Origin of the sequence: Pseudonocardia nigra, assembly GCF_019396355.1 — a bacterium.
GTDB classification, from domain to species: domain Bacteria; phylum Actinomycetota; class Actinomycetes; order Mycobacteriales; family Pseudonocardiaceae; genus Pseudonocardia; species Pseudonocardia nigra.
On record NZ_JAHKRK010000090.1, the window covers coordinates 1 to 12,054 of the forward strand.

13 protein-coding genes are annotated in these 12,054 nt (G+C 73.0%); 6 read left to right on the plus strand and 7 right to left on the minus strand.

Annotated elements, in window-relative coordinates:
• Positions 1–67: 67 nt before the first annotated feature.
• The 7 genes from KME75_RS45055 to KME75_RS21490 form a co-directional block, all read right to left on the minus strand.
• Positions 68–445: a divalent metal cation transporter gene (locus tag KME75_RS45055; protein ID WP_308282966.1), complete on the minus strand. Its 378-nt coding sequence runs from the start codon at positions 443–445 to the stop codon at positions 68–70.
• Entirely contained in the window at positions 442–639 is a 198-nt protein-coding gene (locus KME75_RS45060; RefSeq protein ID WP_308282967.1) for a divalent metal cation transporter, read from the minus strand. Before KME75_RS45060 ends, KME75_RS45055 begins: the two co-directional genes overlap by 4 nt.
• 81 nt (positions 640–720) lie before the next feature.
• Positions 721–1,452 (minus strand): ZIP family metal transporter, encoded by a 732-nt coding sequence (locus KME75_RS21470; RefSeq protein WP_219416668.1) that lies wholly within the window; start codon positions 1,450–1,452, stop codon positions 721–723.
• Between the two features lie 183 nt (positions 1,453–1,635).
• Positions 1,636–1,920, minus strand: a complete 285-nt coding sequence (locus KME75_RS21475; protein WP_219416669.1) for a hypothetical protein — start codon at positions 1,918–1,920, stop codon at positions 1,636–1,638.
• A gap of 462 nt (positions 1,921–2,382) precedes the next feature.
• Positions 2,383–2,547, minus strand: a complete 165-nt coding sequence (locus KME75_RS21480; protein ID WP_219416670.1) for a hypothetical protein — start codon at positions 2,545–2,547, stop codon at positions 2,383–2,385.
• A 516-nt stretch (positions 2,548–3,063) separates the two neighbouring features.
• The gene (locus tag KME75_RS21485) at positions 3,064–3,651 is read right to left on the minus strand and encodes a DUF2269 domain-containing protein (protein ID WP_219416671.1); all 588 of its coding nucleotides are present in this window, start codon (positions 3,649–3,651) and stop codon (positions 3,064–3,066) included.
• A gap of 38 nt (positions 3,652–3,689) precedes the next feature.
• The gene (locus KME75_RS21490) at positions 3,690–3,830 is read right to left on the minus strand and encodes a hypothetical protein (protein ID WP_219416672.1); all 141 of its coding nucleotides are present in this window, start codon (positions 3,828–3,830) and stop codon (positions 3,690–3,692) included.
• 573 nt (positions 3,831–4,403) lie between these two features.
• On the opposite strand from KME75_RS21490, the gene KME75_RS21495 reads away from it, so the two are divergent.
• From KME75_RS21495 to KME75_RS21520, 6 genes are all read left to right on the plus strand, one after another.
• Positions 4,404–5,354: a sensor histidine kinase gene (locus tag KME75_RS21495; protein ID WP_219416673.1), complete on the plus strand. Its 951-nt coding sequence runs from the start codon at positions 4,404–4,406 to the stop codon at positions 5,352–5,354.
• Positions 5,351–6,058: a response regulator gene (locus tag KME75_RS21500; protein WP_219416674.1), complete on the plus strand. Its 708-nt coding sequence runs from the start codon at positions 5,351–5,353 to the stop codon at positions 6,056–6,058. The genes KME75_RS21495 and KME75_RS21500 overlap by 4 nt, the downstream gene beginning before the upstream one ends.
• Before the next feature lie 225 nt (positions 6,059–6,283).
• Positions 6,284–7,225, plus strand: coding sequence for a methionyl-tRNA formyltransferase (locus KME75_RS21505; protein WP_219416675.1), 942 nt, complete (start codon positions 6,284–6,286; stop codon positions 7,223–7,225).
• Positions 7,222–8,883, plus strand: coding sequence for an ABC transporter transmembrane domain-containing protein (locus KME75_RS21510; RefSeq protein ID WP_372452638.1), 1,662 nt, complete (start codon positions 7,222–7,224; stop codon positions 8,881–8,883). Before KME75_RS21505 ends, KME75_RS21510 begins: the two co-directional genes overlap by 4 nt.
• Positions 8,880–10,643 (plus strand): ABC transporter ATP-binding protein, encoded by a 1,764-nt coding sequence (locus tag KME75_RS21515; RefSeq protein WP_219416676.1) that lies wholly within the window; start codon positions 8,880–8,882, stop codon positions 10,641–10,643. Before KME75_RS21510 ends, KME75_RS21515 begins: the two co-directional genes overlap by 4 nt.
• 33 nt (positions 10,644–10,676) lie before the next feature.
• Positions 10,677–11,729, plus strand: a complete 1,053-nt coding sequence (locus KME75_RS21520; protein WP_219416677.1) for an iron-siderophore ABC transporter substrate-binding protein — start codon at positions 10,677–10,679, stop codon at positions 11,727–11,729.
• Positions 11,730–12,054 lie beyond the last annotated feature (325 nt).

Sequence of the window (12,054 nt, forward strand, 5' to 3'; positions counted from 1 at the left end):
GCTTCCTGACGTGATCAAGGACTTAGACACCCTCATGATCACGTCGAGCCCGTGCCCGTCTTCGTACCTACCCCGGCGTGTCGCCGCAGGTCAACACCCGCTCATCGCGACTTTGCCTGGGCCCTGGCGTGGGATCGGCCCCGAGCGCGAGGACGGCCAGCGCAGGCGCGAGGGTCAGCGCCCGGCGCAGGAGAAGCGGCACCCTTCTGCGGAGATAGCCCTGGATCACCACCTGCCCGGCCAGCGTGCCGACGCCGGAGGACGCGAAACCCGAGGCGAGCAGGGCCAGCGCGAACGCGACCGCCGCGACCTGATCGACGGCGAGCAGGCCCTGGTGAACACCCTCCAGGGTGTCGGTGATGGTGCCGGTTCCGGCGAACAGCGCCGCGGCGATAAGCAGCATCGAGGCGTTCACCACTCCGGCCAGGCCCATCGCGAGGATCACGCCGATCCGCTGGTAGCGCCTTGCCGGCGGCGCCCTGCAGCAGCGGCCACCGGCCCTCGATTCTGGGTGAGTCCCGAGTGCAGGTAGATGACGTGGGTCATGACCGTGGCACCGAGGATCCCGGTGGTCAGCAGGATGCTGTCGGTCCCCGCGAACGCGGGCAGCAGGCCCGCGGCCGCGGCCGGGACGTCCACCCCTACGCGCGCCAGGTTGACGGCGAACTGGATGGCGATGACGGCGAACAGGCCGCCCGGCGTCGAACGATGAAGGGGCCCTCAGCCGGCCGGAAGGTAGGTGGATACCGCGGCGAAGACCACAAAGCCCGCCACGATGTAGAACGCGTCGCGCCGACCGCTGGCCTCGTCGTGCGCCTGCGGCAACATCTCCTCCAGCGCAACGCTGAGCAGCGCGCCGCCGGTGAAGGCGAGCACCGACAACGTGACCAGCTCGGGCGCGCCGCGCAGCGCGAAGTACCCCACGGCCGCGCCGACCAGGATCGGCACGGCGAACCCCGCGCCCGCGAGGATCCGCTGGCTACGCCGGACGCCTGCCTGCCGCAGCGTCGCGGAGGCCGCGAAACCCTCGGGAAGGTCGGCGGGGGCCTGGCCGAGGGCGAGCAGGACGCCGAGGGCCGGGTTGACGACGCTACCCGTGCCGATCAGCACCCCGTCGCTGAACAGGTCCACGCCGACCCCGCCGTACACCGCCCACGCCCGGCCGCCACCACCTCCTCCGCGCTGCTGCAGCCACTCGGTCGCCGCATCGATACCCAGGAAGAGACCGGCGCCGGCGATGAACGCGAGCATCGGGACCCAGGCCGGACTGACCTCCAGTGCCCGAGGCATGACCTCGAGTCCCACGACCGCGACGACGATGCCGACCGCGACGTGCAGCGCCGCACTCAGCGTCGCCGACGACACCTTCCGAACCTCGGCGAGCAGTCCGCCGAGGAAGTTCGAGGCCGCCGGGATCAGCGCGAGCAGCACGACGATCAACGGCTGCGGCATCGCGGCCCTCCTCACGGGCGTCCGTCGAGGAGTCGCCGTACCCCCGTCGCTGCGAGATGATGCAGCGGGTTCAAGAAGCGGTGGGCATGGGCCGCTCGATCGGACCGACGGGGCAGCCGAATCGAGCCCGCCGGGAGCCGGCGCAGCCGGCGGGCATGATCGTGGTCTACGTGGTAGCTCTGCTCAGCGGTCGAGCACCCGGGAAGCGTCGCCGCCTTCGCCGCTGCCTCCCTCAGCTCCCGGACCCGGCTGGCTCCGGTCGTCCGGCGCCGACTCGCGCCCTGATTCGGACGATGTGGCTCGCGCGCGTCGACGCTGCAACTCCGCGCGAAGTCGTGCCTGCTTCCGCCGTTCCGGAATGTAGACCGCGAGCGCGATGAGTCCGAAGATCAGCAACGGGATGCCGCCGAAGATCCCGATGGCCTGAATCGTGTTGAGTCCCGACGCCACCGACACGGCGGAGGTCATGCGGCGCGCCCCTGACAATTCGTTCCACGCGTGGACCGACCGGTGACTGGCAGCCGCCGATGGTCGGTGCCGAGAGGGGCTGCGGTCTGCACAGTGGCGGCGACACTAGCAACCGACCGGTACCGATGGCTTGGCCGGTGGTCGCCCATCGGAGCGCGGGCCGCGCCATATCACGCAGCGCCCGGCCCGCTGCGCTCCGAAGTTGACGGCTGCCACCCGAACCCGACGGCGTCGCGATCCTCGGCTCCCCGGTTCCTACGGTCGTGGCGACCGTCTCTCTCGCCCCCTCATCGGGCGTTGCCGTCCCTACCGCGGAGCCCGCCGCCATCGGCCGCTCCATACCGAGCGTCGGATGCGGAGAGCGGAAACAGGCACACAGAACACGTCGGACGCGCGATCCTCCTGTCGGTCGGAATCCACCGGGTCTGATCCCGGGCTCGCCACTTCGGGCGGGTCGCGCCGTCATCGTCCGCGCTCCCGGATTGCCCCGGCGCCGTCCCCGCCCGCGTCAACCACGAGCGCAACGGCGTCCTCGGTGCCGGTCGACGCCAGGCCAGGGGCGACGGGAGCGATCGGACATATTGCGACGTGCAGCAGCAGCGCCACAATGGCAAGCCTGAACAGCACGCACCTGCACCACTCGTGGCGGCGAGGGGCGGTCAGCTGCCGCCCGTACCCGCCCTGCCACAGCCAACGGACAACGTCCCCGGCAGGCCCGTCCCGCCCCGCCGCCGCTCCCACCACGGGAGCTGGCGCGCCTGCCCCGCGCCCGAACCGCGCCGGCCGGCGTTCGTGTTTGGCTCGTTCGTGCGCGGCGTGGTCGACGTCGTCGTCGCCACCTTCAACGCACTGCCGGTCGCGCTGGTCACACTGACCGCCTACGGGCTCGCCACCTCCAGCGGCGCGTCACATCAAACTCGCTGCTCCAGACGCAGGCACCCGCCGAGGCGCGAGGCCGGGTCTTCGCCGGCTTCGACGTTCTCTGGCAGCTCGGCCGCCTCGTCTACCTGCTCGTTGGCGGCGTGCTTGCGGCCACCGCGGACATCCAGACCGTCTATTACCTCGGCACGGCGTTGTTGCTGGTCCCCCCCGTCGGTGGGCTGGCACGGCCGTCCGCGGCCGGCCGCGGATCGGATCGCGGCGTCATGAGCGCCACCAAGCGCGAGCTGACAAACGGTGGAATGGTTGGCAGCACCGCCAAAGGTGCCAAGCGCCTCGTCGGATCGGAGCGAGAGGGGCCGCCGCGGCGCAGCGAACCTGCTCGACGGCTTGGGCGGCGAGGTGCTTGCGCCGCCCGTACCGGGTCGTCCCTCGTGGCTTGTACATGTTGAGCACCATGACCACGAGAAGCACCACGAGACCGGCGCTGGGATGAACGAGATCGTTCCCGAGCTCGCCGAGGTCGGCGGCGTCCGCCTCACGCGCCCGATCGGCCAATCGGCTCAGTGTCGGCATCCGGAGAAGGAGAACGCCCGTGGCGAGGGCGGTCAGGACGAGGGCGATCAGGACCCAATAGTGCCGGAACAGGCCCCACGGGGTGCCGAGCGCCATGACGATCCCGGTCAGCAGCGTGGCAAGGGCCAACGGGACGATGACTGACCATCCCGTCAGTTCCATCGCGATCCAGGCAGCGCGCGCCGTCCGAGCATCCTCGCTGATCGCGGCGGCGACGCCGAGCGCGAGATAGACGGCGACCGCGCCGATCCACCCGACCGACGCGGTGAGGTGCACAGTGAGGGCGAACTTGCGGAGGCGAGGCACCATCGCCATCAGCGCATCACCGCTGCGCTCGAAGGGACCGTTCCACCGACCGATGCGTGACGACCCGGGCCGTGTTCACCGCCGCCGAGCAGTAGCAGGACGGCGGCCAGCAGAACGAGTGCCGCGCCGACGATCGCGAAGACCTTCACCCACCGCGGAGTCCCGGTGTTCGAGTCGAGGTGTTCCCTTGCGCGATCGCGGTCGGGAGCGGGGCCCGTGGATCGGTCAGTCATGCGCACGTCCTCCTCGGCTCGGTTCCGGCGGTCACGAGCAGGTCGAGGAGACCCACGACGACATCGGCAGCGTCATCCGGCGGCCTCCGCTGCCGTGATCCGTCGCCGTCACGCTAAGGACGTCGCGGCGTGGGCGAAACGTCCCGCGTGGGGATCTCCTCGTCCACGCCGCGTGGAGCAGGATCCCCCGCTGGGGGGACTACCGGCGCCACTCACGGCGGTACCGTCGCGAAGCTCATGTTCTCGACATCCACCGCGCATACGCTCGCGACCCGGCCGAGCGCCCGGGCGGTGGCCGACGCCGCCCTCGCGGGGCTCACGCTGGCCGGGACGCTGATGCAGCTCGCCCACGGCGGCATCACGCCAAGCCGACCCGACCCGACCGAGCTCGATCTTGTCGGGATCGCCCTCGCGGTCGGTTCCACGGTGCCGCTCATCGCCTGGCGGCATTCTCCCCTCGGGGTGTTCGCCGGTACCGCGACCGCGAGCATGCTGCTGGCCGGCCTGGGATATCCGATCGACCTGTTGCTCGGGCCGACGGCCGCGCTCTACCTGCTCGCGGCGAGCCGCGGGCCGGCGCACCCATGGACCCGGCGCACCACCCCCACCGTCGTCGGCCTTCTGGCGGCCTACCTCGGCGCGACCGCGGTCTCCCAGGCCGTCGTGCCCGCAATCGAGCTCCTCCACACCGGGCTGACCGCAGCGGCGGCGTGGTTCGCCGGCGAACGCACCCGGCTGCGCCGAGAGCAGATGGCCGATCTCCGCCGGCGCGCCCTCCGCGCCGAGCAGGAGGCCGAACGGGAACGCCTGCTCGCGGTCGCCGAGGAGCGTGCCCGCATCGGCCGCGATCTGCACGACAGCGCAGGGCATGCGATCAGCGTCATCGCCGTCCGCGCCGGCGCCGCCCGGTTGCGCCATCGGCAGGACCCGGACCGCTCGCTGCTCGCCCTGACCGCGATCGAAGAGCTGGCCCGCAGCACGGCCGAGGAGATCGACCAGATCGTCGGGGCATTTCGGCGACGCGACACGCAGGAGTCGGTGCCCGCGCCGCCGCCCGGGCTCGCATCGGTCGACACGTTGATCGCGCAGCGCGCGCAAGCCGGACTCCGTGTGACGCTCGACATTCACGGGACGCCGCGCTCGCTCACCGGTCCCGCGGATCAGGCTTCCTACCGGATACTGCAAGAAGCGCTCACGAATGCCGCACGGCACGGCTGCGGAAGCGCCACGATTGCTCTTGACTTCGGCGATACAGGGCTGGACATCACCGTCGTCAACCCGGTGGCACCCGGCGACGCGCCGCGACCCGGCGGCGGGCACGGCCTGATCGGCATGCACGAGCGCGTGGCCGTGCTCGGCGGCACCCTCGACGCCCGCCACACCGACGGTCGGTTCCGGATGCGTGCCCACATCCCCTATCGCAATGGGGACCGCACATGATCCGGGTGATGATCGCGGACGACGACGACCTGATGCGCGCCGGGCTCGTCGAGTTGCTGACCGTCGACCCCATGATCACGATCGTCGGCCAAGCGGCGACCGGACGGTCCGCCGTCGAGCTGGCCCGCCGGCTCGGCCCGGACGTCGTCCTGATGGACGTGCGCATGCCCGACCTCGACGGAATCGCCGCCACGCGAGACCTCCTGCTCGCGGCCCCCGCAGCACGGGTGCTCGTCCTCACGACGTTCGATGAGGACGACTACATCTTCGGCGCACTGCGGGCCGGCGCGTCGGGGTTCCTGCTCAAGCGCACCCGGCCCGAGGAGCTGATCTCCGCCGTGCACACGATCGCCGCGGGCGACTCGCTGCTCTCCCCCTCGGTCACCCGACGCGTCATCGACCGGGTCGCACGGCATCGCACATCCGACCTCGATCATGCCAAGCTCGACGAGCTCACCCCGCGCGAGCGCGAGGTTCTCGAGCACGTCGCCCGCGGCCTGTCCAACCGCGAGATCGCAACCGCGCTCGTCGTCGAGGAGTCCACGATCCGCACCCACGTCAAGCGGATCCTCATGAAGCTGAACCTCCGCGACCGGATCCAGGTCGTCATCTTCGCCTACGAGAGGGGCTTGAACAGGCCTTCCCACCGGAACGAGGCGGGCACACAGACTTCGCGGCCGGCCGGCGGAGCTTCGCCGTCGTGACCGTGGGGCCGGCCCCACCGACCCGTGCTTTTCCCACGAAGTGGCAGGCGGTGGAACGGGGTGCAGTGCGCCTGTTCAAAAGCAGCGCCGGCTCCGCGTCAGCGCACGCCGGCTAGCACCGCTCGGCGCAAGTCGCTCAGGCTCAACTCACACTTGGGCAGGCAAACCTAACTTCGCCCGCTATCCTCCTCGGCACCACACCGTCGGGCCGGGAGGGATCACTGCATGCGCGTCGTCGTGTTCGGCTACATGACCTGGGGGCATCGCACGCTGGAGGCGGTTCTAGCGGCCGGGCACGAGGTTCCCCTGGTCGCCACCCACCCCTACAGCGAAAACCCGTACGAGACGATCTTCAATGACTCGGTCGCCGAGCTCGCCGCGAAGCACGAGATCCCGATGCTGGTGCGCCACCGGGCCGACGACGACGAGGTCGTCGACCGGATCCGCGCGGCGCAGGCCGACGCCGTGGTCGTGGCGAACTGGCGCACCTGGCTCCCGCCCGCGGTCTTCACCCTGCCCCGACTCGGCACCCTCAACGTGCACGACGCGCTGCTGCCCGCATACGCCGGGTTCGCGCCGCTGAACTGGGCGCTGATCAACGGCGAGCCCGAGGTCGGCGTCACCGCCCACATGATGAACGCGGAGTTCGACGCGGGCGACATCGTGCTGCAGCGGGCCACGGCGGTGCGCGACGAGGACACGATCGTCGACCTGTTCGACCGCACGCTCGGAATGTTCGGCCCGATCACGGTGGACGCGCTGGAGCTGCTCGCGACCGGCCGCACCGACTGGCAGCCGCAGGACCGCACCCGCGCGAGCTACTTCCACCGCCGCAGCGACGAGGACAACCGGATCGACTGGAACTGGCCGGCCCGCGACATCGCCAACCTCGTGCGCGCCCAGGTCGACCCCTATCCCAACGCCTGGTGCCTGCACGAGGGCCGCAGGTTGCGCGTGCTCGCGGCCGGGGTGACGGAGTCGCCGTACGGCGGGACGCCCGGGCGCATCTTCATCCGGGACGGCGACGGCGGCGTCGTGATCGTCGCCGGGGCCGACGCGCGGCACGGGCGCAACCCCGGCCTGGTGCTCCGGCGCGTCCGCACCGATGACGGGCACGATCTCGCCGCCGCGGAGTACTTCACGCGGATGGGCGGCTACCTGACGTGATCCGCGGCCGTGATGTCCTGCGGGCCGCGATCCGGGACCACCGACGCACCCTGCTCGCCGCGTCGGCGTTATTGGTGGCGCACCAGGCGGGAGAGGCGCTGGTGCCGGTGGTGATCGGGTTCGTGATCGACGCCGCGGTCACGACCGGAAGCCCCGGCGCGCTGCTGGGTGGGCTCGCGCTGCTCGGGGTGGTGTTCGCGGGCCTGTCGACGAGCTACCGGTTCGGGGCGCGGCGCGCGTGGTGGGCCGACGTCAACGCCGACCGCGACCTGCGGCTGCGGCTCACGCGCCGGGTGCTCGACCCGCGCGGCGGCGCCGAGGCCGGCCGCCCGCCGGGTGAGCTCGTCTCGGTGGCGGTCGGGGACGCGAAGCGGGTGGGCGTCGCGCTGTTCGCGATCCCGGACGGCGTCGCCGCCGTCGCCGCGCTGGTGGTGGTGGCGGTCGCCCTGCTGCGGATCTCCCTGCCGCTGGGGCTGCTGATCCTGCTGGGCAGCCCGCCGCTGCTGTACCTGGTGCACCTGCTCGGCCGTCCCCTGGAGCGGCGCAGCGGCCCGGAGCAGGAGCGGGCCGCCAGGGCGTCGGGAGTGGCGGCCGACGTGGTCGGCGGGATCCGGGTGCTCAAGGGGCTGGGCGCGGAGGACGCCGCCGTCGCGCGCTACACGCGCACCAGCCAGGAGTCGCTCGCCGCGACGCTGCGGGCCACCGGCGCCCACGCGACCTACGGCGGCGCGATCCTCGCCGCCAACGGGCTCTTCCTCGCGCTCGTCGCCCTCGTCGGGGGTCGGCTCGCGGCGGACGGCGCGATCTCCGTCGGCGAGCTGGTGGCGGCGGTCGGGCTGGCGCAGTTCCTGCTCGGCCCGCTGTCGGTGTTCGGGTGGGTGAACGGGGCGCTTGCGCAGGCGCGGGCGTCGGCGGACCGCGTCGCCGCCGTACTGGCCACCGCGCCCGCGGTCGAGGGCGGCACGTGCCGTCCCGCCGAGCCCGTGCGCGGAGCCGTGACCCTGCGCGGGCTGACGGGCGACGGGCTGACCGGTCTGGAGCTGTCGATCCGGCCGGGCGAGCTGCTCGGCGTCGTCGTCCCGGACCCGGCCGCGGCGTCCGCCCTGGCCCACTGCCTGGCCCGGGAGGCCGACCCCGCCGCAGGCGCGGTGGAGCTGGACGGGCGCGACCTGCGCACGCTGGATCCGGCAGCGGCCCGCGCCGCGGTGCTCGTGGCGGCCCACGAGGCGCACCTGTTCAGCGGAACCGTCGCCGAGAACGTCACTGCCGTCCGCCCGGGAACCGACGCGGATCCCGCACTCGCGGCGGCGCACGCGGACCAGCCGGGCGAGGCCGTCGTGACGGCCCGCGGGCGGTCGCTGTCGGGCGGGCAGCGCCAGCGGGTGGCGCTGGCGCGGGCGCTCGCCGCCGACGCACCGGTGCTGGTGCTGCACGACCCGACCACGGCCGTCGACACCGTCACGGAGGCGGGCATCGCCGAGCGCCTACGGGAGTTTCGGGACGGGCGGACCACCGTCCTGCTCACCACGAGCCCGGCGCTGCTCGCCGTGACCGACCGGGTGGTCCTCGTCGACGGCGGCGAGGCGGTGGTCGAGGGCAGCCACACCGACCTCGTCGGCGGGCACGAGGGCTACCGGGCGGCGGTGCTTGCCTCATGACCACCGACCTGCTCCCCGTCGCCTCCGCGGCCCGCACCCGCGCCGCCGTGGGCGAGCTGCTGCGTCCGCACCGGTTCCTCGCGGTCGCCGCGCTCGCCGGGCTGGCCGCGTCGGCGGGCGTGGGCCTGCTCGCGGCGCCGCTGCTGGGCCGGATCGTCGACCTGGTCGCGCAGGACCGCCCGGCCGCAGCCGTCACGCTTCCCGCGCTGCTCCTGGCGGGCGTCGCGATCGCCCAGGGGTTGCTCGCCGTGGCAGGCACCGCGCTCACCGCCCGGCTCGGCGAGGGGGTGCTGGCCCGGCTGCGCGAGCGGTTCGTCGCCCACGCCATGGCGCTGCCGCTGGAACGGATCGAACGGGCCGGGGCGGGCGACCTGACCGCGCGGGTGACCGTCGACGTCACGGTGATCGCCGACGCCGTGCGCCGGGCCCTGCCGGAGTTCGCCCGGTCGGTGCTGGTCATCGCGCTGACCCTGGTGGGGCTCGCGGTGCTGGACTGGCGCTTCCTGCTGGCCGCGCTGTGCGCCGTCCCGGTGCAGGTGGTCACGGCGCGCTGGTACCTGCGCCGCTCGACACCCTTGTACACGCAGCAGCGGGTCACCACGGGCACCCAGCAGCAACAGCTGCTCGACACGATCGGCGGCGCGGCCACCGTGCGCGCGTTCGGCCTGGCCGACGACCACGTCGCGCGCCTGGGACGCCGTGCGCAGGACGTCGTCGACCTGGCCATGCGCGTGGTCGGGCTGCAGACCCGGTTCTTCGGGCGGCTCAACCACGCCGAGTTCATCGGCGTGACCGCGGTGCTCACGACCGGGTTCTTCCTGGTCAGGGCGGACGCGGTGACGATCGGCACGGCCAGCGCGGCCGCGCTGTACTTCATCAACCTGTTCACCCCCGTCAACCAGGCGCTGTTCCTGCTCGACACGGCCCAGTCGGCGGCCGCGAGCCTCGCCCGGCTCGTCGGGGTGGTCGACCTGCCGCCCGAGGCCGAGCCTGCACACCCCGCGGCGCCGCGCGACGCGTCGGTCTCCGTGACCGGCGTCGGGCACGCCTACCGGCCCGGCCAGGACGTCCTCGACGGCGTCGACCTCGCGATCGCGCCCGGCACCCGCGTGGCGCTGGTCGGAGCGAGCGGCGCGGGCAAGACGACGCTCGCCACGATCGTCGCGGGAGTGCACCGCCCGTCCCGGGGCACGGTCCGGCTCGGCGGCGCGACCCTGGCCGAGCTCGGCCCGGCGCGCATCCGGCGGACGGCGGCGCTCGTGACCCAGGAGGTGCACGTCTTCGCCGGCCCGCTGGCCGACGATCTCCGGCTCGCCCGGCCGGGCGCGAGCGACGCCGAGCTGCGGGACGCGCTCGCCGCCGTCGGCGCGCTCGGGTGGGCCGAGGCGCTGCCGGACGGGCTCGCCACCGTGGTCGGCGACGGCGGGCACGCGCTCACCGTCGTGCAGGCCCAGCAGCTCGCCCTCGCCCGGCTCGTGCTGGCCGACCCGCCGATCGCGATCCTCGACGAGGCCACAGCCGAGGCCGGCAGCGCCGGATCGCGGGTGCTCGACGCGGCGGCGCGGCGCGCGCTGGAGGGCCGCACCGCTCTGGTCGTCGCACACCGGCTCGGCCAGGCCGCCACCGCCGACCGCGTCGTCGTGCTCGACGCCGGCCGAGTCGTCGAGCACGGCACCCACGATGAGCTGGTCGCCGCGGGCGGCCGCTACGCCCAGCTGTGGGCGGCGTGGGCACAGGCCCCGCACCACCGCGTCCCCTGACCTCCCCCCGAACCCCTGAAGGAAGGAACACCGATGTCCCGATCCACCCGCCTCGCCACGGGGCTCGTCACGGCGGCGCTGCTCGCCGTGACGGCCGCCTGCGGCGGCGCACCGCCCGCCGAACCCGCCGCGTCCGGCGAGAGCGCCGCCCCGCAGGCACCCGCCGTGTCCGTCGAGCACAAGTACGGCACCACCGAGGTCCCGGCGGACCCGCAGCGCGTCGTCACCGTCGGCCTCAGCGACCAGGACGCCGTGCTCGCGCTCGGCATCAAGCCGGTCGGCGTCGTCGAGTGGTACGGCGACTACCCGAACGCCGTCTGGCCGTGGCAGGAGGCCGCGTACGGCGAGGACGTGCCGCAGGTCGTCGGCGACTCCTCGACGCTGAACTTCGAGTCGATCGCCGCGCTTCAGCCCGACCTCATCCTGGGGCTGTACTCCGGGCTGACCCAGGAGCAGTACGACACGCTCTCCGGGATCGCGCCGGCCGTCGCCCAGCCCGTCGGCTACGAGGACTACAGCGCGCCCTGGCAGGAGATGACCCGGCTCACCGGCCAGGCCCTCGGCCAGCCGGAACAGGCCGAGCAGCTGATCGCCGACGTCGAGGCACTGTTCGCGACGACGCGTGAGGAGCACCCGGAGTTCGCCGGGAAGACGGCCGCCGCGGCGGGCTGGAACGAGCCCGGGCAGTACTTCGTCTACGGCCCGGACGACCCCAAGACGCGCTTCCTCGCCGACATCGGCTTCACGATCCCGGAGTCGATCCGGTCGCTGACCGGCCCCGACGGGTACGGCGTGCAGGTCAGCGCCGAGCGGCTCGACCTGATGGACCAGGACCTCGCCCTCTGGTTCACCAGCACCACCCCCGAGCTACGACCCGAGCTCGAGTCCAGTGCGATCTACCAGAGCCTCGGCATCTCCGCCGAGGGCCGGGACCTGTTCCTCGAGGCCGACGACAAGGAGCTCAACGGGGCGATCTCGTGGAGCACCGTGCTGAGCCTGCCGGTCGCGATCGAGAAGCTGGTGCCCCGGCTGCCCGCCGCGATCGACGGGGACCCGGCCACCGTCGCGCCGGCGACGGCGGACTGACCTCCGCCGCACGCACCCCTTCCCGGCGCAGGACCCGTCCAAGGGTGTCGGCCGGGAAGGGGTGCTGCGTGATCGCCGCGAGATCCAGAAATCTGGACTCGGCAGCGCGAAAACCGCACCCTCACCGCGACCAGCACGCCGATGATCGCCACGAGATGCGGATCCGCGCGGTCCAAACTGCACGAACCGCAACCTCACAGCGATCACGACAGGCCGCACCCGCCCCGACCGCGACTCCTCCCCCTCGAGCCCGGTCATACCGACCCCACCGGCGTGAGCGCTGCTGATCGCCACGAGATCCAGGGTTCTGCTGTCCCCAGCGCGG

Coding starts and splice junctions, on each gene's coding strand:
- KME75_RS21470 (WP_219416668.1), bottom strand. CDS start 1,452: ATGCCGCAGCCGTTGATCGTCGTGCTGCTCGCGCTGATCCCGGCGGCC.
- KME75_RS21475 (WP_219416669.1), bottom strand. CDS start 1,920: ATGACCTCCGCCGTGTCGGTGGCGTCGGGACTCAACACGATTCAGGCC.
- KME75_RS21495 (WP_219416673.1), top strand. CDS start 4,404: ATGCTGCTGGCCGGCCTGGGATATCCGATCGACCTGTTGCTCGGGCCG.
- KME75_RS21500 (WP_219416674.1), top strand. CDS start 5,351: ATGATCCGGGTGATGATCGCGGACGACGACGACCTGATGCGCGCCGGG.
- KME75_RS21505 (WP_219416675.1), top strand. CDS start 6,284: ATGCGCGTCGTCGTGTTCGGCTACATGACCTGGGGGCATCGCACGCTG.
- KME75_RS21515 (WP_219416676.1), top strand. CDS start 8,880: ATGACCACCGACCTGCTCCCCGTCGCCTCCGCGGCCCGCACCCGCGCC.
- KME75_RS21520 (WP_219416677.1), top strand. CDS start 10,677: ATGTCCCGATCCACCCGCCTCGCCACGGGGCTCGTCACGGCGGCGCTG.